Genomic DNA, 21,123 nt, shown 5'->3' on the forward strand with positions numbered 1-21,123 from the left:
GGGGAGGAGGAGAAAGTAAATTTAATTATCTGCCGAATCTTTAAGCTCGGGGTGTTTTTCTAGGTATGCAGCATATTCCTCTTTGCTTAAGAGGATCTGCTGCCCGTCGCGGTGCACGATGACGACCTTGTCATCGGCTGCCTCGCGGCCCTGGGTGAGGGCATCGGGAATGCGTCCGCGGGATGCTTGTGCCAAGCGGGGCAGTGAGTTGAAGGTTACGCCAGGTAGGTTATGCTTCGCACCATTTTTAGTCTGTGCGAAGGCCCGGGCGCGCTGGAACCCAATCCCGGCGAAGTCATCCCACGCAATGGAGACGTTCTTGCGGAATGCATAGGAAATGGAGATGCCCTTCTCAGAGACCCTCGTGCGGGCCTTGAGGACCCACCATAGGCCGATGACGGGGATAATGAGCAGCCATCCCAGGTATTTGGGCGCCCAGCCGATGCTCAACAAGGCGATCGTGGACAGAATTAAAATGCCCAAGATGTGGTCGCGGGAAGGGGTGAAGACCTCTGCCTGGGAGGTGGACTGACGAGGTTGTTTGTCCTGTGCTGGTGGGGTCATAATCAGCCAGCCTAATTGACCATGCGGTGGGGAAGCGAACCATTTTTCCGCCGCGTTTCAACATGTGGGAAAGTTTTCCCAAAAGGGGGTAACCGCTTCCAGATATAATTCTATCGGTATATAGTTGGAAATATGATCATTATTCGACTTCAGGTGGTGCGAGCGCGGCGGTGACCGCGGCGTTTCCTGAACGTCGACGCTTTCGCCCCCGCAGACCACCGGCCCGCGGGGGCTTTAGTTGTAACTAGGGCGTTTTCCGATGATCAGTTTCCATGACAGACCAACCCAAGGAGCACATACACCGTGGTAACGACATCCTCGCCCACGCCTAGTTCCGCGGCCGCTGCGACTACCGCTGCGCCCACGGAGCGAATGAGTGGGGCTCATGCAATTGTCCGCACGCTGGAAGATCTGGGCACCGATCTCGTATTCGGTATTCCAGGCGGTGCCGTGCTTCCGCTCTACGATGCACTGCATGGTTCAACCAAGCTGCGCCATGTGCTAACCCGCCATGAACAAGGCGCCGGCCACGCCGCCGAGGGTTATGCGCAGGCCTCCGGAAAGGTGGGCGTGTGCATCGCTACCTCCGGTCCTGGTGCGACCAACCTGGTTACCGCGCTTGCCGATGCCAACCTGGACTCCGTTCCCATCGTCGCCATCACCGGCCAGGTGGGCAGCAACCTTTTGGGCACCGATGCCTTCCAAGAGGCCGATATCCGCGGTGTCACCATGCCGATTACCAAGCACAACTACATCGTGACGGATCCCGCAGAGATCCCTTCCGCTATTTCGGCCGCCTTCCACTTGGCTTCTACCGGCCGCCCCGGTCCGGTGCTCGTGGATATCCCGAAGGACGTGCAAAACGGCTTTTTGGATTACCACTTTCCGGAAACGCTTGACCTGCAAGGCTACAAGCCGGTTACCAAGCCGCACCACCGGCAGGTGGCCCAGGCCGTGGATTTGATGGCGCATGCGGAAAAGCCCGTGCTCTACGTCGGCGGCGGAGTCATGAAAGCCAACGCCTCCCAGGAGCTGCTGGAGTTTGCAGAGCTGACGAATATCCCCGTGGTTACCACCTTGATGGCCCTGGGCTCCTTTCCAGATTCCCACCCGCTGCATCTGGGAATGCCTGGCATGCACGGCACCGTCCCAGCCGTCGCGGCCATGCAGCGCGCGGACCTCATCATCGCCATTGGTGCCCGCTTCGATGACCGCGTGACCGGTGATACCTCCACTTTCGCGCCCAATGCGAAGGTTATCCACGCCGATATCGATCCGGCAGAAATTGGCAAGATCCGGGAAGTTGCGGTCCCCATCGTCGGCGATGCGCAAAAGTGCTTGACCGCGTTGAGCAAGGAGTACCGCAAGAAGGACGTGCAGCCTGCCGCCGATGTGAAACAGTGGCACGATTACCTGCGCGGTATGCAGGAGCGTTTCCCGCGCGGTTATGAGCCCACCGATGATGGCCTGTTGAACCCACAATTCGTCCTAGAAAAGCTCAGCGAGACCGTTGGGCCGGAAGCTATCTACTGTGCGGGCGTGGGTCAGCACCAGATGTGGTCCGCGCAGTTCTTGGACTTTGAGCACCCGCGTTCGTGGATCAACTCCGGCGGTGCCGGAACCATGGGCTACGCCGTTCCCGCTGCCTTGGGTGCAAAGGCGGCGCGCCCAGATAAAGAAGTCTGGGCCATCGACGGCGATGGTTGCTTCCAAATGACCAATCAGGAACTTACCACCGCAGCCTTGGAGGGCTTCCCGTTTAAGGTTGCCGTCATCAATAACGGCAACCTGGGAATGGTCCGGCAGTGGCAGACGCTGTTTTATGATCGGCACTATTCGCACACCAAGCTGCGCGAAGAAAACGCCTTCACCCCGGACTTCGTCCGCTTGGCTGAGGCTCTTGGCTGCGAAGCTATCCGGGTCACGTGCGAAGAGGATGTCGTTCCGGCCATTAAGCGCGCGCAGGCAATTAACGATAAGCCAGTTGTCATTGACTTCATCGTCGGCCAAGATGCGCAAGTCTGGCCCATGATCGGCGGCGGTGCCTCCAATGAGGAAATCCAGTACGCCCGCGGCCTGCGCCCGCTTTTTGATGAAGCTGAATCCGCCGCGGAAACCCCGGCTGAGATCGACGAAACCATCCAGGAGGCATAAACCATGACGCACAACGAGGTAACTCGCCATACCTTATCGGTATTAGTCGAGGATGTAGAAAGCATCATCGCCCGCGTGGTGGGAATGTTCAGCCGCCGTGGCTACAGCCTGGTGTCCTTGGTCTCCGCACACACGGAAACCCCAGGGATTAACCGCCTGACCATCGTCGTGGATGCCTCTGAGGTCATTATTGAGCAGGTCACCAAACAGCTCAATAAGCTCATTCCGGTCATCAAGGTCGTGGAACTCAAGGAAGATTCCACCGTCGCCCGCGCCATCATGTTGGTAAAGGTGGCGGCTGATAATTCTAACCGCGCGCAGGTGGTGGATGCGGTAAATATCTTCCGCGCCCGCGTGGTGGACGTGGCAAAGGAATCGGTCGTCGTGGAGGCTACCGGTACGCCGGGCAAGCTCGCGGCGCTACTTGAAGTGCTCGAGCCCTTCGGTATTCGCGAGCTCGTGCAATCGGGGCACGTAGCCTTGGGGCGCGGCCCGAAGGCTACGGCTCCCAAAAAGTAAATAAAATCTCACGATGTGAACACAATGTCTCGCGCAGTGGTATATACTCTGCGTTAGGACGCTTCATTACAGCTTTTCCTACCAAAGAATTGAGGATTTGAAATGGCTATTGATACCTACTACGACGACGATGCTGACCTGTCGATCATCCAGGGCCGCAAGGTAGCGGTTATCGGTTACGGCTCCCAGGGCCACGCCCACTCCCAGAACCTGCGCGATTCCGGCGTCGAGGTTGTTATCGGCCTGCGCGAGGGCTCCAAGTCTGCAGCCAAGGCAGAAGAGGCCGGCTTCGAGGTCAAGTCCGTCGCGGAGGCCTCCAAGTGGGCCGACGTCGTCATGCTCTTGGCGCCGGATACCTCCCAGAAGGAGATCTTCGAAGAGCACATCGCCCCAAACCTGGAGGACGGCAATGCATTGCTGTTCGGACACGGCCTGAATATCCACTTCAAGCTGATTGAGCCGGCTGCGTCCGTCACCGTCGGTATGGTTGCTCCCAAGGGCCCAGGCCACTTGGTCCGCCGCCAATTCGTTGACGGCAAGGGTGTTCCTTGCCTGATTGCCACTGAGCAGGATCCGAAGAACGAGGGCCATGACCTGACCCTGTCCTATGCCGCTGCCATCGGTGGCGCCCGCGCCGGCGTTATCCCCACCACCTTCGAGGCAGAGACGGTCACCGACCTCTTTGGTGAGCAGGCCGTCCTGTGCGGTGGTGTCGAGTTCCTCATCCGCAACGGTTTCGAGGTCCTCACCGAGGCCGGCTACGAGCCAGAGATGGCATATTTCGAGGTCCTGCACGAGATGAAGCTCATCGTGGACTTGATGTTCGAGGGTGGCATTGCCAACATGAACTACTCGGTCTCTGATACCGCTGAGTTCGGTGGCTACATCTCCGGTCCACGCATCATCAACGCCGATACCAAGCAGCGCATGAAGGATGTCCTGTCCGATATTCAGGACGGCACCTTCACCAAGCGCCTGCTCGCCAACGTTGAGGGCGGCAACAAGGAACTGGAAGACCTGCGCGATGAATTTGCGCAGCATGAGATCGAAAAGACCGGCACCAAGCTGCGCGATCTCATGAGCTGGGTAAAGAATCCTTTGGACGCTACTGCCTAGTCAATAGCTGAATCCAGTGCGGCCCGCGGGACATTCCCCGTGGGCCGCTTTTCTTACTTGTACCTTGGATTCCAGCGCTACGCCCGTGAGGTACCGCGAAGGTGTTGCGGGTAGTATTGGCCCTATGGGTTTTACGACGCCAAGCTATGATCTCAAGGACCTTTTTTCGCGGATTGACCGGGGCGATATCCAGCTTCCGGATTTCCAGCGCAGCTACGCCTGGGATGAAGACCGCATCCGCTCACTTATCGTTACGGTCCTGCGTGGATACCCCATCGGCGCGCTGATGGCCCTGGATACCCGCAATGAAAAGATGCGTTTCCGCCCCAGGGTGCTGGCGGGTGCGCCCGAGGTTGGCGTCGAGCCCGGGTTGCTGCTCTTGGACGGCCAACAGCGCCTTACCTCCCTGTACCACTGCTTTAATGGCGAGGGTTTTGTCAAGACCACTGACTTCCGGAAAAAGAAGGTCCACCGCCGCTTTTTCATCGACGTCCGCGCCGCGGTAAGCGGGGACTTGCTTGCCGATGACGCCATTTTCGCCGTCGACCAAAACGGCGAGATCTGCTCGCACTTCGGCCCCGACGTTGATGGGGCTATTACCTGCCGCCAGGATGGGCTGGACAATATGTGCATCCCCGTGGCCTCGCTACTCAGCGAGGAAGGCACCAGCATGCTTTTCGAGCTCGCCGCCACACACGAGCAATACAGCGCCGAACTTGCCGCGTTCAATAACCGCATCGTGCGCCCCTTAGCGGGCTACGATATCCCCATGATCCGGCTATCCCGCGAAACGGAGCGCTCCGGAATCGGTTCCATCTTTGCCCAGGCAAATTCCGCAGGCTTACAGATGGATGTCTTCGATCTCTTAACCGCCGTCTTTGCCTCCGAAGATCCGACCTTCCACCTTGCCAACGATTGGCAGCAGGTGGAAAAGGATCTGCGGGATTCTCCTGCGCTCGATGGCATCGGACGCAATGAATTCCTCTCCGCAGTGTCCCTCTTGGTCACAGGGGAGAAGGGTAATGCCGGCGGCCAGCGCGAAGACATTTTGAAGCTGTCCCTGTCCGAGTACAAGGCGGCCGCGCACGACCTGCGCATTACCTTCCACGAGGTTGCCGAATTCTTGGCGCAGCGCCGCATTTTAAGCCTCGATCAGGTTCCTTATACGGAACAGATCGTGCCGCTGGCGGTCATCATCGCGCGCCTGGCCAAGCGGCCTGGGGCCCTTTCCAGCCAGCAGGCATGGGATCGCATTGACCAGTGGTTCTGGTGTGGCGTCTTTGGCGAGCTCTACGGTTCTTCCGCGGTGCCGCTGCGCGCCGCCCGCGATGTGGATGAGGTGACCGAGTGGGTTGCCGGGGCCACCGACGATGTTCCCAAAACGGTCGCGGATGCAGGATTCCGGGAATCCCGCCTGCTCTCGGTCGATGAAAACGATGGGGTGTGGCACGGAATCTACGCCCTGCTTATGGCCCGCGGCGCGAAGGACTGGCGGACGGGCAGCGAGTTTACCCGCCACACCTTTGAAGAGTTGAAGCCCGGATTTTTCCCGGTATTCCCGCTGAATTGGTGCCAGCGCCACGGGGTGGATTCGGTCCTGGCCCATTCGGTCATGAACTACACTCCGATGGGCAAGCGCACAGAGGTCGTCCTCGATGGGTTCGCGCCGAACCGCTACCTGCCTCGCGTGCAGTCCAAGTCCATCATGGAAGACGAGGAATTTGATGCCGTCCTGGCATCGCACGACCTCGATGTCGCTAACCTAAGGGAGTCAAAGATTCAGGAATTCTTGGCTGATCGTCGCCATCGCTTCGTGGATCTAGTGGAAGAAACCTTAGGCATTCCCGTCATTCGAGATGTCGATGAAGCAAACCTGGCCGGCGGTGAAGAGGGGCCACATGCGTTTGGCCGCTAAGAGGTATCGGGCGGCTGCAGTGGTTATCGCAGCCTCCCTCGTACTTGTTGGCTGCGGTGATGCCTTGCAGGAACCCAAACTGGTCAAGCGAGGTCTGTCGGATCTCTCCGAGTCCGATGTTGAGCTTGAGCGCGCCAAGTCAGAGAATCAAAACCGCCTTATCGATCCCAAATTCGCCGGCAAACTGGACATCATCGACGATCCGAGTGGCATCGAGGCCGCGCGGGCCTTCTTCGATGATTCAGATTCCATGGTGCTCTTTGCGCCCGATGATAAATCCGTGTTGCGCGCGGCAACGTTGGCGATTAACCAGCACTTGCCGGCCGTGGAATACGATCCTTCGCGCCGCGGTGACATCCTCAACTTGGTCGGAGACTTGGAGGTAAAACGACTCGTTATCGTGGGCGATATCCCGTGGACGCAATCCAGCGGTGATTTCACTGTCATCAAGGATCCGGGAACGCATGAAGCGCTGGGGGATTTTACGGCCTTCCAGTACGAGTCCAAGGTGGTTGCCTCGCCGAACCAGGTGGTCAAGGACATCGCGCGGCTGGATAAAACACCCTACGTTGAGTTGCGTCCTGCCTGGATTCCTTATGAGGGCGAACCTGACGATGATGGCAAAAAGCTGCCGGCCGTCCCGGCACAGTCGCGGCGCGATGGCCAGATGGCGCCCAATATCGTGGCCACGGCGGATAGTCCGGTAGCCAATGTCATTACTGCCGCGGCCTATGGTGGCTCGGTATTGGTGATGCCGACGGCGGATCCGCTGGAAGATAAGCGGAGTATGGCCATGGTGGCAGGGCTCGATGAAGGCTCGCTTATCGCTTTGGGCCCGGAATTCGGTCACGTGAAAGAATTTAAGGAAAAAATACGGCAGGGCACCCCAAACTGAACTACACTTCCTTCACACGCGGTTATTGTCGCGTAATGCACAACGAAGTGAAACGAAGGATGATATGTCGAAGCCGGTAGTTCTTATCGCCGATAAATTGGCCCAATCCACTGTGACGGCTTTGGGGGATTCCGTCGAGGTGCGTTGGGTAGATGGCCCGAACCGCGAGGAATTGCTTGCCGCGGTTCCAGAGGCGGATGCGCTGCTCGTGCGCTCGGCCACCACGGTCGACGCTGAGGTTTTAGAAGCAGCACCCAAACTAAAGATTGTGGGCCGCGCAGGCGTGGGACTAGATAACGTGGATATTGACACCGCCACCAATAAGGGCGTCATGGTGGTCAACGCTCCCACCTCCAATATCCACTCTGCGTGCGAGCAGGCGATTGCCCTGCTTTTGGCCACTGCCCGCCAGATTCCTGCGGCGGATCAGTCCCTGCGCGAGGGCGAGTGGAAGCGCTCTTCCTTCAAGGGCGTCGAGGTCTACGGCAAGACTATTGGCATCGTCGGCTTCGGCCACATCGGTCAGCTTTTTGCCCAGCGGTTAAGCGCCTTTGAAACGAAGATTATTGCCCACGATCCTTATGCCAATCCGGCGCGTGCGGCAGCGCTTGGCGTGGAATTGGTTGAGCTGGAAGAGTTGATGGCGCAGGCAGATTTTGTCACCATTCACCTGCCAAAGACGCCCGAGACCGCCGGAATGTTCAACGCGGAGCTTCTGGCCAAGGCAAAGGAAGGCCAGATTCTTATCAACGCCGCCCGCGGCGGCCTCGTAGACGAGCAGGCCTTGGCGGATTCCATTACCTCCGGACACCACCGCGGTGCGGGCTTTGACGTCTACTCCACGGAGCCGTGCACGGATTCCCCGCTCTTTAAGCTGCCGCAGGTCACGGTCTCGCCGCACTTGGGCGCGTCCACCGTGGAGGCACAGGACCGCGCGGGTACCGATGTCGCCGCATCTGTGCTCAAGGCTCTGGCCGGCGAGTTCGTTCCCGATGCGGTCAACGTCTCCGGCGGCACGGTGGGAGAAGAGGTTGCCGGCTGGCTCGACCTCGCCCGCAAGCTGGGCCTTACGGCCGGACGCCTGTTGGACCAGGCTCCCGTCGCCGTGGAGATCGAGGCTTGCGGCGAGCTGTCCACTGAGGACGTGGACGTACTGGGCCTTTCCGTCGTACGCGGCCTGTTTAGCGGCGTGACCTCAGAGCCGGTTACCTTCGTCAACGCGATGAAGATTGCCGAAAGCCGCGGGGTCGAGGTTTCGGTATCCACCAACCCAGAATCCAAAGGCCACCGTTCTTCCTTGCAGGTCAAGGTCATTAGCGCAGAGGGCGTGACCTCTTCGCTTACCGGTGCTCTCATCGGCATCGACGGGACCGAAAAGTTTGTGCGCATCAATGGCCGCGGCGTGGATATGCGGGCTGAGGGCCGCAACCTCTTCTTCCGCTATGCCGATGCCCCAGGCGCGCTGGGTACCGTGGGTACCAAGCTGGGTGCAGCAGGTATCAACATCATCGCCGCGGCCTTGACGCAGGGCAAGCAGGAATCCGATGCCGTGCTCATCTTGCGCGTGGAGTCCGAGGTGCCAGATTCTCTCATCGAGGAGATCAACTCGGCCCTTGGCGCTACGTGCCAGCAATTCGATATGGATGAATAACCTCAGCGCAGGTTAGGAGAGTGGCCTAACCGCGTACGTGTGCCCGCCCATCGCGCAGATTTATGCTGCGATGGGCGGGTTTCCTTTGGTAGGCTAATGTCTAATCCACTATGTGAGAAAGGAATCTTATCTAATGAAATTAGCGGTTATTGGCGGCGACGGCATTGGGCCGGAAGTAACGGCGGAAGCCCTGAAGGTATTGCGGGCGGTGCGGAGCGATATTGAAACCACCGATTATGACCTGGGCGCGCGGCGCTACCTGCGCAATGGCGAGCTTTTAACGGACGCGGACCTGGCCAGCCTGCGCGAACACGATGCCATTTTGCTGGGCGCCATTGGTGCGCCCGGCGAGGTCCCCCCAGGTGTTCTGGAGCGCGGCCTGTTATTGAAGATGCGCTTTGCACTCGATCACCACGTGAACCTGCGCCCCTCCATCTTGTATCCCACGGCCCACTCGCCGCTGGCTAACCCGGGCGAGATTGATTTCGTCGTGGTGCGAGAAGGCACCGAGGGCCTGTACTGCGGCAATGGCGGCACGCTGCGGGAAGGTACGCCGCACGAGGTAGCCAGCGAGGTTTCGCAAAATACCCGCTTTGGGGTAGAGCGCGTGGTGCGGGAGGCTTTTGAGCGGGCATCGCAGCGCCGCAATCACCTGACCCTGGTGCACAAGACGAATGTCCTCGTCAATGCCGGCGATCTGTGGCACCGCACGGTAGAAGAAGTCTCGGCAGAATATCCGCAGGTGGAAGTGGACTACAACCACATCGATGCCGCGACCATCTACATGGTGACGGATCCGTCCCGCTACGATGTCATCGTTACCGATAACCTCTTCGGCGATATCTTAACGGACTTAGCAGGCGCTATTACCGGCGGAATTGGATTGGCTGCATCGGGCAATATCGATGCCTCGGGTAAGAACCCCTCCATGTTTGAGCCGGTGCACGGTTCGGCGCCCGATATTGCTGGACAAGGCATCGCGGATCCAACCGCGTCCATCTTGTCGGCGGCGATGCTCTTGCGGCAGCTGGGTGATGAAGGCAATGCGCAGAAGATTGAAAAGGCGGTGGCGGAGGACATCGCCAAGCGTGGCGATGCCCCAATCAAGACCGTCGAGGTGGGAGACCGCATCGCGGGGAGCCTGAAGGCTTAAGCGTAAGGAATCCTGAGTGCGAATCCGGTTCCGGCGGGGACCTAAAGGATCTTCGCAAATTAACACCGCAAACTTTGCACACATGTAAAGGCTACCGTTTAGTAGGATGGCCGTTATGCGTTTAGGACGAATTGCACACCCAGAAGGAATTTGCTTTGCCATCATTGACGGGCCGAAAGATGCCCCGATGGAGGAGCTTGTAGCTAAAGAAATCTCCGGCACGCCATTTACCCCGCCGGAGCCCACCGGCCGTGAATGGAAGCTGGGCGAGGTGCGGCTCTTGGCGCCGACCCTGCCTACCAAGGTCGTAGCGCTCGGCCGGAACTATGCCGACCACGTCGCGGAGGTCTTTAAGAAGTCCTCGGATTCGCTGCCGCCAACCATCTTCTTGAAGCCATCGACCGCGGTTATCGGCCCGAATGAGGCCATCAAGATTCCCGATTACGCCACCAACGTGGAGTTTGAGGGCGAGCTGGCCGTGGTTATTTCCAAGCCATCGAAGAATATCAAGGCTGAAAACTGGAAAGACCACGTTTTGGGCTACACCATTTGTAACGATGTTTCCTCGCGTGACCTGCAATTTAAGGATGGCCAGTGGGCGCGCGCCAAGGGTATTGATACCTTCTGCCCGCTGGGCCCGTGGATTGAAACGGACCTGGAGAGCTTGGATCTTGATGATCAGAAGATCAATGCGTACCTGACCCACGATGGTTCCCGGGAGCAGAAGCAGGATTCCAATACGGATCAGATGATCGTCAAGATGGGCGGCATCTTGGAAGAGATTTCTGCCGCCTATACCTTGCTGCCTGGCGATGTCATCACTACCGGCTCGCCTGCAGGAACCGCACCAATGGTGCCGGGCGATACCATTGAGGTTGAGATTCCAGGGGTTGGCACCCTGCGCAATACGATTGCCAGGGCGCAGTAGGTTCACTGCAATGCAGCTGCCGCTGGTGAGGTACTGGTAGAAGGAGAACGGCGTGCCGGAACATTCGCATAAGGGCCACCGCGGGTCCGCGCCCAGCGCGCAGGAGATGGAGGAGCGCTACCGCGCCACCGCGCAGGTGTGGTCAGGGAGTCCGAATGCCACGCTGGTGGACTATGTCAGCGACCTTCCGGCCGGTACCGCACTCGATATCGGCTGCGGGGAGGGCGCTGACGCCCAGTGGCTACACGAGAATGGCTGGCAGGTGCTCGGCATCGATTTTGCTCCCACGGCCGTAGCGCGGACTAGGGCGCGTGGAGTCCCCGCGGAGGTTGCCACCTTTGATGAATTTAGCCACGCCCCCTTTGATCTGGTTACAGTCCACTACGGCAGCGTCCGCGCCACCGCAGAGGAAGTAGCATTGCTAGAAAAACTCGTTGCCCCGGGTGGAACCTTGCTCTATGTTCACCACGACATGGAATCAGAAGAAATCGCCATGCCGGAATGGCTGGCGGAAAACCTGACCGAATTGACGGTGCAGACCTTGCGGCGATCGCCGCGCCATGTAGCTAGCGGCGCAGGCGCCCATCACACCAGTGATGTGGTCCTGGTAGCGAAGAGGCGCTAAGCCACACCGCGCTTTTAAAGGCTGAGCGCGCGAAGGATCGTTTGGAGCTTGGCGGTGGTTTCTTCCAGCTCGGCTTGGGCATTGGAGGCACCGACCACGCCGCCGCCAGCCCACGCGCGGGCGGAGAGGCCATCGCCGGCAACTTCTGCGCAACGGATGGCTACCATGTATTCGCCATCGCCGGAGCTATCGCACCAGCCGACGGTGCCGGCATAGAAGCCGCGGTCGGTCTCGGCGGTCTCAATAAGCGCCTGCGCCGCTTCCGTCGGCGTGCCGCAGATTGCAGGGGTGGGGTGGACTACTTCTGCCAATTCCAGGGCGGTGAGGTCTTTATCCCGCAACGTGCCGGTGACCGGCGTGCCCAAGTGCCACATCTCATTGGTGTGTATGAGCTGCGGGGTCTCGGGGATATCGAGGCTGCTGCACAGCGGCTCTAACATCCTGCGCAGGTGTTCTACCACAAAGGAATGCTCGAGCAGATCCTTGGCGGAGTGCAAGAGGTCTTGGCTGGCAATGTGGTCTGCCGCCTTATTGGCTCGACGCGGGGTGGAGCCGGCGAGTGGGAATGCAGACACGGTCGAGCCTTGGCGCTTGATGAGCACCTCCGGCGAAGACCCAACCAGCATGGACCCTAGGCGGCCTGCGGGGGAGAGATCCGCAATGAACCCGTCGCGGTTGACGGAGAGATCGATAAGGCGCGCGGCCACCAACCGGGGATCGATGGGCGCGGCAAATTCGATATCGACCGCGCGGGCGAGGACCACCTTCTCCAGCTTGGAAGTCTCGATGGTGCCGATGGCCGCCTCAACGCGGCGCAGGTGCTCCTCGGGCTCTGGGTCAAAGCCCACGACACGGGAATTGAGCGATTGGTTGCGGTAGAACGCGTGGGGTTCCAGCGGGCCGTCTTCCCGGATGATTAACTCTGGAACGGTCAAGGCGGCGGGGGTATCGGAGTCGAAGGGAATGGCGCCAACTACCATCTCAGCACCGCCGCGGCGCAAGGCGTCAACCGCGGCCTCGGCACTGGTAAAGGTTGCCCGCGCACCTTGGGTACGGACAGACCCCGTTGCTCGGGAGAGCAAGAAATCCGGGGCGGTGCTTGGTCTGTCTTCGTGCATGAGGATCTAGCTTAGTGCCTTATTAAAAGTTGGTAGAAATTGCCCTCCGCCAAGCGTGGGGGCACCACCTGGCGCAGCGCCTGTGGCTAGTGTTAATAATGTGGCAAGTGTTACTAAATTTTCCCTACGGATCGGCTATCTCCTCGCAGCGCTCATAATATTCAGCACCGGTTTGTCTGCACCAGCAGTAGCTTCGGCGCAAGAAAGGCCCGCGCCAACCGGGAAACCGGCTCCTCCTGCGCCGACAGCTGACGGCTCTCACCTTCTGCCAGAAGGCGTCGAGGAATCTACCCCGCACCAGCCTGCGCAAGCCCCTGCACCTGAACAACCTCCTGCACCGCGCGAGCCACAACCAACACCTGACCCGGCACCAGCGCCGCGCCCAGCGCCTGATGACAGCATCAATCCCCATCCGCCCATTGCCCCAGGAACCACGCAGTCGCTGGAGATGGAGCATGAAGGCAAAAAGCGCCGCTACCTCGTGCGCATCCCTGATAATTACGAACTCAATAAACCAGCACCGGTGTTATTTGGTTTTGGCGGGTGGGGTGATTCCCCGGAGGAGTTTTCTGGCTATGCGCGCATGGAAACCACCGCGGCCACCGATGATGCGATTGCGGTCTATCCTGAAGGTTTCGAACGCGCTTGGGAGCCAGCACCCTATGCGAAGACTCGCGACGGCGAGGACATCCGCTTTATCCACCGCATTCTCAATGCTGTAGATGCCGATTATCACATTGACCGAAACCGCATCTATGCCATGGGCATGTCCAATGGTGGAGGGTTTACCTCGGTCCTCGGCTGCCATGACCAAAGTACTTTTGCTGCTGTAGCGATGGTTTCTGGTGCCTTTTATAACCCGGTCGAAAGCAAGTGCCAGGACGCGCCCATGCACACGCTTATCATGCACGGCACCCACGACAAGATGATGACCTATGAAGGCGGTGACCGTCACTCTGCTGGATACCTTCCCGTGCGCACGGTCCTCGGAGGCTATTTGCAACGCAATCGGTGCGATATGACCTTTCAGGTTTCTCCCGCACCAGGCGATGCAGAGCAGTTGATGTTTAACGGTTGCCACAAGGAAGTGCAGCTGGTCAAGGTTCCGGGAGAGCATACGTGGTTCTGGCAGCCAGATACGCCGAAGGTGGTGTGGGATTTCCTTTCCACCAAGACCCGCGTTTAAGTTCCACGAATTCTGAATATGGCGAGGGTCCCGGGAGATTTCCCGGGACCCTCGTTATGTGTTCTAGCTGCTGCTAGTCGACGCGCGGAAACTGCGTTGTAGCATCCTCAGCGTGGGCATCTGCTGCCTTGGCTGATTGCTGGTCAGCAGGTTGTTCTGCGGCCTCGTCATCTAGGGTCTCCCCGCCGTCTGTGCCCTTCTTCTTGCGGAAGAACTGCACATAGACCAGCAGGCCGATACCCAAGATCAGGGCGAAGGCGCCAATGCCGGCCAAAATGCCGGCCCAGAAGCTGCTTTTGGTGAGCGAGGCGGTGTAGGCGGCATCGGCAAGCACCTCATTGTTCTCGTTATTGCCCTTGGCGGACGCCTCGGAACTTGGCTTTGCGCTCTTGGACGAGGGAGATTTGGACTTGCTGGCCTCGGACTTTTTCTTAGTCGAGTGCTTTGCTTTAGGGGTGCTTCCGCCCTTGGAACCCGAACTGGAGCTTTTGCTCGATTTCGACTTCGAGCCCGAAGATTTCGGCTTAGAACCAGACGAAGACCCGCGGGAGGCGGCACCGGATCCAGCGCCGGAACCGTGGCCTGTGGATCGGGTGGTTTTGTGCGCCGACGGTTTCGAGCCACCTGATTGCTTAGAACCGCCTGATTGTTTAGAGCCCGACTGTTGAGATCCTTGCGACTGCCCAGATTTTTGGGAACCGCCAGACTTATTATTGCCTGCAGAGTTATTGTCCTTAGAACCCTGGGACTGGTTGCCGTTCGACCCGCTGTTATTCTTTTCGTCTTTGGGCTTGGAACCCTGGTCACCTTTGTTACCGCCCTCGAGGAACTTTTGTCCCTCTTTTAGGGTGTTGTCTAGTTCCTTATCGAGTCCCTGAATGGCTTTATCGATCCCTTTGATGTCCTGGGCAAGCTTTTGGGCTCGCCTGCTCGAGTCCGAAGGTACGGTGCCTTCGGCATCATCGGCTTCGTCATAATCGAGGTCGCAGAGTTCCGAAATATCAGCATCATCGCCCACGAGGAAGCCAGCGTGCAGGTTGTGGCGTGAGCCATCAGAAAGCTCAAAGGTAAAGCTTACTGCGTAGGCACCGGGCTCGGTGAAGAGGAAAGAGGGATGCGCGTGCGTGTTTCCAGGAAAGTCCCACGCGGTACCGTCCTCTGTATCCATCCGGATTTTCGTACCATCAAGGCCGTCATTTTGAAAAGCCACGATACGCCCATTTTCTGGGCCCTTGGCGATGGCCATGCTCAGTGTGGCGGTGTCATTCTTGCCAAGATAGTCCTCAGATAGATGCTGGGTACTAAACCCGAGCCAAGGTATATTTCCCTTCTGGGTTTGTGGCAAAACCCACCCCTCACTGGGCAGCTCGCTAGATGCAGTATCCGGGATGGTCATTTTAGTCTCGTCCGACACCTGGACGACGAATTCCCCGGACTCATGCTCCTTCTCAGAGTGGTCGTCTTTGAGGACGAACTTCAGCTGACCATCATCACTCTTGAGCGCCATGTCTTGGTGGCCCTCCGTGATGCGTGCAAAATCGGATTCGGAGCAGGTCTCTTCCGCCTGCGCCACCGCAATAACGGTGGTGGGCAGGCCAACGCCGGCAATCGTTCCCACGCTTAGGAATCCGGCGGTGCCTACAGCAAGGGCGGAGCGGCACATACGTTTCATGATTCGACAGGTTCCTTTCGTGGAGTACGGTCTAGTGCGTTATCAGGGGATGCTGGTAGGCAACCACCGCGCTTTTGACGCCGCGAACTCAGCAATGGATGGATAGCCCACACCACCAAGAACACAGCGGTAAGGGTGAGCACGATAGTGGCGCCAGCTGGTAAATCGATGGCCCAGGCGAGGTAGATTCCGAAAAAGCTACTTACGGCGCCGATAAGGGCCGAAAGCCACATCATCGTGGTGAGGTTCGCAGTCAATAAGCGCGCGGTTGCGGCCGGGGTGATGAGCAAGGCTAGAACCAAGATATTGCCGATGGTGCTTACGGAAATTACTACCGCGGCGGTGACGCAAAGGTAGAGGATGATATCGAGCAGGAATACCGGCAATCCCATAGCGCGGGCGGTTTCCCTGTCTAAACAAGTGGCATTGAGCTGCGGGCCGAAGGCCACCACGACGATGAGGACCACGACGCACACGCTTGCGGCGATGATGATATCGGTGCGCGAAACACCGGTAAGAGAGCCAAAAAGGAAGCTAGTAAGAGAGGCGCTATAGCCATCGGTACGAGAAATAATCACCATACCTAGGGCAAATGCGGCGGCGAAGAAGATGCCGATAATCGAGTCAGCACGCACGTGTCGGCGTTGTGAAAAAGCTGCGATAAGGATGGCAACCACCGCGCCGGCCACCGCGCCACCGAGTAGCACTGAGGTTTGCAGAGCAAACGCAATCGCTAGGCCGGGAAAGACCGCGTGGGATACTGCGTCACCGATAAAGGCCATGCCGCGCAGAACAACATAACAACCGATGACCCCACAGACGACGGCCGCTAATAGCGAGATACCCACCGCGCGGGCCAGGAAATCCAAATGCGGGTTAGTCAGATCCCGCAGGAAGTCAAGGAAAGAGATGTCTATCATGGGGCAACTCCAATCGCGGACAGCAGGGGAGAGTTGGCTCCGACACCAAAGGTGCGAGTCCACGGTTCTGATTGATCGAGCAGTGAGGCAGCGGTGTCATCGGCAAGCACTGTGTGGTTAAAAAGCACTAAGCGGTGGCAAGAATGCGCCGCCTCAGCCAAGTTATGGGTCGACATGACGATGGATTTCCCACGCTCAGAAAGCTCTTCAAAAAGTTCCAACAAGGACTCGGTATTGGGAGCGTCAAGGCCGGTAAAAGGCTCATCCAGCAATAACACATCGGGCTGCGTTGCCAGTGCGCGGGCGATGAGCACGCGCTGGCGCTGGCCCCCGGATAGTTCCTCGATAGGGCGGGCGGCAAACTCTTCCATGTGAACCAAATTGAGCGCCTCAGCGGCGGCCGTGTGATCCTTTTTTCCTGGCCGCTTAAACCAACCAATAATGCCGGTGCGCCCGCTCAACACGGTGCGATACACATTGATGGGAAACCCCCACTCCACCTCGTGGCGTTGCGGGACATACCCCACCGATCCGTTGACCTGACAGGTTCCCGAAGAAGGAATAAGACCTAAAATCGCACGCATGAGCGTGGTTTTACCGGCGCCATTGGGCCCAAGCAGGCCAATGAATTCGCCGGAGCCTACCTCGAGGTGGGCATCAGAAATAACTTTCCGGCCCGATAAGGAGACTTGAAGATCCCGGACACTGATAAGAGGTTTAGGCACGGCCATCACCACGCTTGCGCGAACGCAGGGCTACACCGAGGCCCAGGACTAAGACGATGGCGCCGACTCCGACCAGGATGTAGACCCAGCTAGGGATGGAAGAATCCGCAGTGGTTGCTTCCTCGGCGCTCCACGAGGCATTCTGTGCCTCGTTCACGTCGGTGTTATCCCCGACGGCGAAAGTGAGGATGCCATCGGTGCTGAAGTCCTTGCCTTCATTGGTAGTGCCCTTGACGCGAATTCCTACTTGGTGCACGCCGGGCTCAGTAAAAGTCCAGTTGGCGTGGGTGTGGGTATTGAGATCTACCCAAAACTCCTTGTCGCTTTTAGCCGCAGTGGACCACAGTAGCTGCGGGGCTTCGAAACCGCCGTTTTGGAGGAACAAGGAGAAATCACCTGGACCAGAATGACCCAAGAATTCCATGGTGACGCCGCGGTCAGCGTTATCGACCAAAGAAGGCGCTTGGGTATTCCAGCCCAGCCAGGGAACGCCTACCTGCTCGGTTTGTGGGACTACCCAGACTTCCGAGCCGGAATCCGCACCGACAAAGTCGAAGTCATCGGTATCGGGCAATGGCTGCTGCGCGGCGTCGCCAACAGAGAAGACGAGATCGTCCAAGTGGCGCCACACCGGCTTATCGCCGGCATCATCGCGTGCCAGCAGCTCGGCATCGTCACCATCGAGCAGCGTTCCGACATCCACGTGGCCGGAGTCAATGACCTTCTCTTCACCTTCGGGAGCAACAGACTCATCTGCGCTGACCACCTGGGCCAGGTCCCCAGCCCAAGCGGGGGAGGTAGACAAAGCGAGGCCTGCGGTGAGCACGCATGCGGCCATGCGGGTCGTGGCGCGGTGAGCGGGGCGAGTAGCAAAGTTAAGCATGGTTTTCTCCGTTCGAAGGATTGAGACAACGCTTGAGGGAATCAGCGTTAAATTTCATGAGGTCGATATAGGTCGGGACGGTGGAATCCAAGGTGTCGCCATATATGGGGCAGAGGGCAACACCTTGTTCTTGCGCTGCTTCCTCTAGCGTTCTTGTGCTGGCTTGTTGCACTGGCTCCACGAAGACTGCAGGCAGGTTGAGGTTCTCTAGGGTGCGACGCAGGGCGATGACCTCCCGGGGGGAGGGCTCGATAGCCGGGTTCGGGGTTACAAAGCCTGCGACCGAGATGTCATATCCCTGCTCCAAATAGGCATAGCCATGGTGCGTGGTCACCAAGTGCCGGTTGTCTTTAGGAATAGAGGAAATAGCATGGTTGACATAATCATCCGTCTTTCGCAGTTGCGTCGTATATTCTGCGGCGCGCTTGCGGTAGTCGGCACCATGAGAGGGATCCGCCTGGGCCATTTCTTCAGCGATGACATCCACATAAGCGATGGCATTGTCCACGTTGTGCCATAAGTGCGGATCGACTTCACCGTGGATATGTTTTCCTAGGACCGCTTGGGGCAGGAGATAGGTATCAGAACCCGGAGTACCTAAAAAGCGGTAGGCCGGATCTGCTGGAATGGGCTGAAGCACCGAAGACGGAATAGATACCGCAGTATGTGCCGGATCAAAACGCTTATCCTGATCGCGCAAGTCGATGGCGCCGGCGGCTAGATCCGCCTCAATGTCGAGGTGCCCCGAGTCGATGGCATCCATGCCCTCGGGAGGGTTTACACCCACTGCCACGGTGAGGTGTTGTACCTCGGTGCCATCGGCCTGAAATCCGAGCTTGTAGATGCCGGGTTCAGAAAAGCCCCACGAGACGTGGGTGTGCGCATTCGCCGGAAGCGTAACTGAATCTTCCTTCTCGTCAATGCCGTCTGCACTATCAAATAGCACTTCTGGGGTGCCAAAGGTGGAGACCACATAAGCAGCGACATCGCCTGGGCCCTCGGCAGAGACCATGTGGAAGTCGACCCCAGAGGAACGCTGTTGCGCCCCACTGATGCGCAATCCGAGCCAGATGGCGTCTAGGGATACGTCTTCGACCAAGGGGACCAAGGTAGCACCACGGGTAGAGGCAGCATCAGCGACCTCGACGACGGGTGCATCGGAGGACTCACGCAGGGTATCGCTAAGCGATTGCGGCTCCAAGAGAAACCCATTGCTCAAGGACAAATCCGCGTTTGCAACGTTGCGCACAGTGCGTAAGGTGGGCTCGAAGGTATGGGGGTCTTTGCCACTGGGGATAAGCCCCGTTACCTCGGCGTCCTCTCCAGCTACATGCTCTGCTAGGTCCGCCAAAATCGGAGTCGTAGCGACAACGCTAAAGCGATCAGAGGCATCTACAGCAGCGGAGGTTGTGCAGCCCGCGGCGAGGACGGAGACACAGCCTACCGCGCCTATCGCCTGCAGGCTGCGTGCCGCAAAAGGGAAGGTACTCTTTCGCATTAATCCTCTGCCTTAGCTACGGCTAGTCGTGCGATGCCGAGGCCGAGGAAGAGCATGCCAAGCCCCAGTACTCCAATGCCAAGTGGCATAGACGGAGTCCCAGTGTTGGCTAAAGCACCGCCCTTACCCTGTGCCGCGGAAGACTGGCCCCCGCCAGTAGAGGAGCCGCCCGCACCTGCGCCTCCGGAGGAACCAGCGCCGGCGGCAACACCCGAGCCGCAGTCGCCGCCGTCAGGGTTGACCGCAGCACCCAAATCAAAGTGCCCATCGTTGTAGGCGTCAGCTGGCTTGTCTCCGCCAACGACAAAGTGCATGGTGGCCTCGCCGGCAACCTGCTTGCCCTCATTGGTCTGTGCCACCTGGCGAATGGTGACGTCATACGTTCCTTGCTCACCGAATACCCAGTTGGGGTGTACGTGGGTATTCGGCGCGATGTCGAAGGCGCCTTCTGGGGCACCATCCGTTCCACGGAACCATTCATCGCCAACGATCTTGCCCAAGCCGCCTTGGCTATAGACCATCATCGGGCCTGGCCCCTTAAGGCCGACGAGCTCCCAGGTGACATCGCCAGGGATGTGCTCGCGCATAGAAGGGCTTTGGGTATTTGCACCTAGCCACGGCACGCCTTCTACCTGTGTGGAACCGATCATCCATGCCTGTCCAGCACCTACCGGTCCGACTTCTTGTGGCAGATCCACGGAAGATTTATCCGACAAGTAGAAGGTAGCCCCATCGGCATCGCGCCATTCAGAGGGAGAGACCGTATCGTCTTTGATCTGTGGAATCATGCCTGGCTTGCAGTCAGGATCGCTTGACTGACCGCCTTGGTCGCCGGCGCCAGCAGATTCCTTAGAACCGCCGCTGCGGCCGCCTTCGTTGGCGTGGGAATCGCCCGAGTTCGAATTGCCGCTTACGGGGCTGGGGTCTCCGCCCTCGCCAACTTCCCAGGTATAGGTGACTTGATTACTGGTAGAGCCATTGGAGCTGGCTTGCACCGTCATTTCATAGGTGCCGGCCTCGCTAAAACCCCAGTTTACGTGCCGGTGGGCGGGGTTTGGTTGGTTGATTACCTCGCCGCTGGTGAGTTCAAGGGAGCCGGAATTAGTCACGGGATCCACACCACCGAAGCCCGAGGTTTCGAATACATAGACAGAACCCGGACCGGAGATATTCGTGAACTCCAGGTCGATATTGGAAAAGCCACCGTTGCGTGCAGGTTGGGTATCCCAGCCCGGCCAAATGAGGTTGGGGTCCTGAGTTTGTGGCAGGAAGTAGGTTGGTTGACCGATTTCTGGGACGTTTTCGGTGACATCTGACCAGGCGGAGTCGACGACTTTGAGCAAGACGTCATCGCCAGGGCGCTCTACGTGGGAACCGGTTACGTCTTCTTGCATGGACAAATGCAGTTGCCCATCCGGCGCGGTGACAAAGAAGGCATCGATGTGGCCGGAATCAAAGACTTCCTCGAAGGCAAAAGCTGGGGTAGACGGCGCGAAGAAGGCGATAAGGCCTGCGAAAAGCGCCGCTAATGCGCGGGTAAAGGGGCGTCGTGACCCCGCGCGAGTGGACGTGTGGTTGTGCATATGTGAAATTCCCTAATT

Annotated in this window: 18 protein-coding genes; 10 read left to right on the forward strand and 8 right to left on the reverse strand. The window is 58.6% G+C overall.

Annotation, left to right across the window (positions count from 1 at the left end):
- Positions 1–21: 21 nt before the first annotated feature.
- The gene (locus HMPREF1287_RS01755; RefSeq protein WP_005280251.1) at positions 22–564 is read right to left on the reverse strand and encodes a PH domain-containing protein; all 543 of its coding nucleotides are present in this window, start codon (positions 562–564) and stop codon (positions 22–24) included.
- 303 nt (positions 565–867) lie between these two features.
- Here HMPREF1287_RS01755 and HMPREF1287_RS01760 point away from each other — a divergent pair, with 303 nt between their 5' ends.
- From HMPREF1287_RS01760 to HMPREF1287_RS01800, 9 genes are all read left to right on the forward strand, one after another.
- Complete coding sequence (locus tag HMPREF1287_RS01760; protein WP_023017822.1) at positions 868–2,718, forward strand: acetolactate synthase large subunit; 1,851 nt, start codon at positions 868–870, stop codon at positions 2,716–2,718.
- Positions 2,719–2,721: 3 nt separating this feature from the next.
- Positions 2,722–3,237, forward strand: a complete 516-nt coding sequence (gene ilvN, locus HMPREF1287_RS01765; protein WP_005282517.1) for an acetolactate synthase small subunit — start codon at positions 2,722–2,724, stop codon at positions 3,235–3,237.
- 102 nt (positions 3,238–3,339) lie between these two features.
- Positions 3,340–4,353, forward strand: coding sequence for a ketol-acid reductoisomerase (gene ilvC / locus HMPREF1287_RS01770; protein ID WP_005282520.1), 1,014 nt, complete (start codon positions 3,340–3,342; stop codon positions 4,351–4,353).
- Between the two features lie 124 nt (positions 4,354–4,477).
- Positions 4,478–6,268 carry a DUF262 domain-containing protein gene (locus HMPREF1287_RS01775; RefSeq protein ID WP_023017823.1) on the forward strand — a complete coding sequence of 597 codons (1,791 nt, stop codon included), beginning with the start codon at positions 4,478–4,480 and terminating at the stop codon, positions 6,266–6,268.
- Positions 6,252–7,163, forward strand: coding sequence for a hypothetical protein (locus HMPREF1287_RS01780; protein ID WP_023017824.1), 912 nt, complete (start codon positions 6,252–6,254; stop codon positions 7,161–7,163). Before HMPREF1287_RS01775 ends, HMPREF1287_RS01780 begins: the two co-directional genes overlap by 17 nt.
- Before the next feature lie 64 nt (positions 7,164–7,227).
- A complete protein-coding gene (gene serA / locus HMPREF1287_RS01785) occupies positions 7,228–8,814 on the forward strand; it encodes a phosphoglycerate dehydrogenase (protein WP_005280258.1) in 1,587 nt (528 codons plus the stop codon).
- A 133-nt stretch (positions 8,815–8,947) separates the two neighbouring features.
- On the forward strand, positions 8,948–9,967 hold the full coding sequence (locus HMPREF1287_RS01790; protein WP_023017825.1) for a 3-isopropylmalate dehydrogenase: 1,020 nt from the start codon (positions 8,948–8,950) through the stop codon (positions 9,965–9,967).
- A 115-nt stretch (positions 9,968–10,082) separates the two neighbouring features.
- Positions 10,083–10,895: a fumarylacetoacetate hydrolase family protein gene (locus tag HMPREF1287_RS01795; RefSeq protein WP_023017826.1), complete on the forward strand. Its 813-nt coding sequence runs from the start codon at positions 10,083–10,085 to the stop codon at positions 10,893–10,895.
- 106 nt (positions 10,896–11,001) lie between these two features.
- Positions 11,002–11,520 (forward strand): bifunctional 2-polyprenyl-6-hydroxyphenol methylase/3-demethylubiquinol 3-O-methyltransferase UbiG, encoded by a 519-nt coding sequence (locus HMPREF1287_RS01800; protein WP_156905114.1) that lies wholly within the window; start codon positions 11,002–11,004, stop codon positions 11,518–11,520.
- A 14-nt stretch (positions 11,521–11,534) separates the two neighbouring features.
- On the opposite strand, the gene HMPREF1287_RS01805 is transcribed toward HMPREF1287_RS01800, so the two are convergent.
- Positions 11,535–12,638: an isochorismate synthase MenF gene (locus HMPREF1287_RS01805; protein WP_023017828.1), complete on the reverse strand. Its 1,104-nt coding sequence runs from the start codon at positions 12,636–12,638 to the stop codon at positions 11,535–11,537.
- Positions 12,639–12,810: 172 nt separating this feature from the next.
- Between HMPREF1287_RS01805 and HMPREF1287_RS01810 the strand changes: the two genes are divergently transcribed.
- Positions 12,811–13,824, forward strand: a complete 1,014-nt coding sequence (locus HMPREF1287_RS01810) for a PHB depolymerase family esterase (protein ID WP_232218802.1) — start codon at positions 12,811–12,813, stop codon at positions 13,822–13,824.
- 73 nt (positions 13,825–13,897) lie between these two features.
- Here HMPREF1287_RS01810 and HMPREF1287_RS01815 read toward each other — a convergent pair whose 3' ends face one another.
- From HMPREF1287_RS01815 to HMPREF1287_RS01840, 6 genes are read right to left on the reverse strand one after another with little or no spacing between them, the layout of a single operon-like run.
- Entirely contained in the window at positions 13,898–15,496 is a 1,599-nt protein-coding gene (locus HMPREF1287_RS01815) for a choice-of-anchor M domain-containing protein (RefSeq protein WP_023017830.1), read from the reverse strand.
- Entirely contained in the window at positions 15,493–16,416 is a 924-nt protein-coding gene (locus HMPREF1287_RS01820) for an anchored repeat-type ABC transporter permease subunit (RefSeq protein WP_023017831.1), read from the reverse strand. Before HMPREF1287_RS01820 ends, HMPREF1287_RS01815 begins: the two co-directional genes overlap by 4 nt.
- The gene (locus tag HMPREF1287_RS01825; protein ID WP_023017832.1) at positions 16,413–17,147 is read right to left on the reverse strand and encodes an anchored repeat-type ABC transporter ATP-binding subunit; all 735 of its coding nucleotides are present in this window, start codon (positions 17,145–17,147) and stop codon (positions 16,413–16,415) included. The genes HMPREF1287_RS01820 and HMPREF1287_RS01825 overlap by 4 nt, the downstream gene beginning before the upstream one ends.
- Positions 17,134–18,024, reverse strand: a complete 891-nt coding sequence (locus tag HMPREF1287_RS01830) for a choice-of-anchor M domain-containing protein (RefSeq protein ID WP_023017833.1) — start codon at positions 18,022–18,024, stop codon at positions 17,134–17,136. The genes HMPREF1287_RS01825 and HMPREF1287_RS01830 overlap by 14 nt, the downstream gene beginning before the upstream one ends.
- Complete coding sequence (locus HMPREF1287_RS01835) at positions 18,017–19,522, reverse strand: anchored repeat ABC transporter, substrate-binding protein (protein WP_023017834.1); 1,506 nt, start codon at positions 19,520–19,522, stop codon at positions 18,017–18,019. Before HMPREF1287_RS01835 ends, HMPREF1287_RS01830 begins: the two co-directional genes overlap by 8 nt.
- Positions 19,522–21,105, reverse strand: a complete 1,584-nt coding sequence (locus tag HMPREF1287_RS01840) for a choice-of-anchor M domain-containing protein (RefSeq protein ID WP_023017835.1) — start codon at positions 21,103–21,105, stop codon at positions 19,522–19,524. The genes HMPREF1287_RS01835 and HMPREF1287_RS01840 overlap by 1 nt, the downstream gene beginning before the upstream one ends.
- Positions 21,106–21,123 lie beyond the last annotated feature (18 nt).

Source organism: Corynebacterium sp. KPL1986 (genome assembly GCF_000477975.1).
Classification (GTDB): Bacteria; Actinomycetota; Actinomycetes; order Mycobacteriales; family Mycobacteriaceae; genus Corynebacterium; species Corynebacterium accolens.

What these genes read in the sequence shown, in the direction of transcription:
- HMPREF1287_RS01755 (WP_005280251.1), bottom strand. Translation starts at nt 564, where the DNA reads ATGACCCCACCAGCACAGGACAAACAACCTCGTCAGTCCACCTCCCAG.
- ilvN (WP_005282517.1), top strand. Translation starts at nt 2,722, where the DNA reads ATGACGCACAACGAGGTAACTCGCCATACCTTATCGGTATTAGTCGAG.
- ilvC (WP_005282520.1), top strand. Translation starts at nt 3,340, where the DNA reads ATGGCTATTGATACCTACTACGACGACGATGCTGACCTGTCGATCATC.
- HMPREF1287_RS01775 (WP_023017823.1), top strand. Translation starts at nt 4,478, where the DNA reads ATGGGTTTTACGACGCCAAGCTATGATCTCAAGGACCTTTTTTCGCGG.
- HMPREF1287_RS01780 (WP_023017824.1), top strand. Translation starts at nt 6,252, where the DNA reads ATGCGTTTGGCCGCTAAGAGGTATCGGGCGGCTGCAGTGGTTATCGCA.
- serA (WP_005280258.1), top strand. Translation starts at nt 7,228, where the DNA reads ATGTCGAAGCCGGTAGTTCTTATCGCCGATAAATTGGCCCAATCCACT.
- HMPREF1287_RS01790 (WP_023017825.1), top strand. Translation starts at nt 8,948, where the DNA reads ATGAAATTAGCGGTTATTGGCGGCGACGGCATTGGGCCGGAAGTAACG.
- HMPREF1287_RS01795 (WP_023017826.1), top strand. Translation starts at nt 10,083, where the DNA reads ATGCGTTTAGGACGAATTGCACACCCAGAAGGAATTTGCTTTGCCATC.
- HMPREF1287_RS01800 (WP_156905114.1), top strand. Translation starts at nt 11,002, where the DNA reads ATGGAGGAGCGCTACCGCGCCACCGCGCAGGTGTGGTCAGGGAGTCCG.
- HMPREF1287_RS01805 (WP_023017828.1), bottom strand. Translation starts at nt 12,638, where the DNA reads ATGCACGAAGACAGACCAAGCACCGCCCCGGATTTCTTGCTCTCCCGA.
- HMPREF1287_RS01815 (WP_023017830.1), bottom strand. Translation starts at nt 15,496, where the DNA reads ATGAAACGTATGTGCCGCTCCGCCCTTGCTGTAGGCACCGCCGGATTC.
- HMPREF1287_RS01820 (WP_023017831.1), bottom strand. Translation starts at nt 16,416, where the DNA reads ATGATAGACATCTCTTTCCTTGACTTCCTGCGGGATCTGACTAACCCG.
- HMPREF1287_RS01825 (WP_023017832.1), bottom strand. Translation starts at nt 17,147, where the DNA reads ATGGCCGTGCCTAAACCTCTTATCAGTGTCCGGGATCTTCAAGTCTCC.
- HMPREF1287_RS01830 (WP_023017833.1), bottom strand. Translation starts at nt 18,024, where the DNA reads ATGCTTAACTTTGCTACTCGCCCCGCTCACCGCGCCACGACCCGCATG.
- HMPREF1287_RS01835 (WP_023017834.1), bottom strand. Translation starts at nt 19,522, where the DNA reads ATGCGAAAGAGTACCTTCCCTTTTGCGGCACGCAGCCTGCAGGCGATA.
- HMPREF1287_RS01840 (WP_023017835.1), bottom strand. Translation starts at nt 21,105, where the DNA reads ATGCACAACCACACGTCCACTCGCGCGGGGTCACGACGCCCCTTTACC.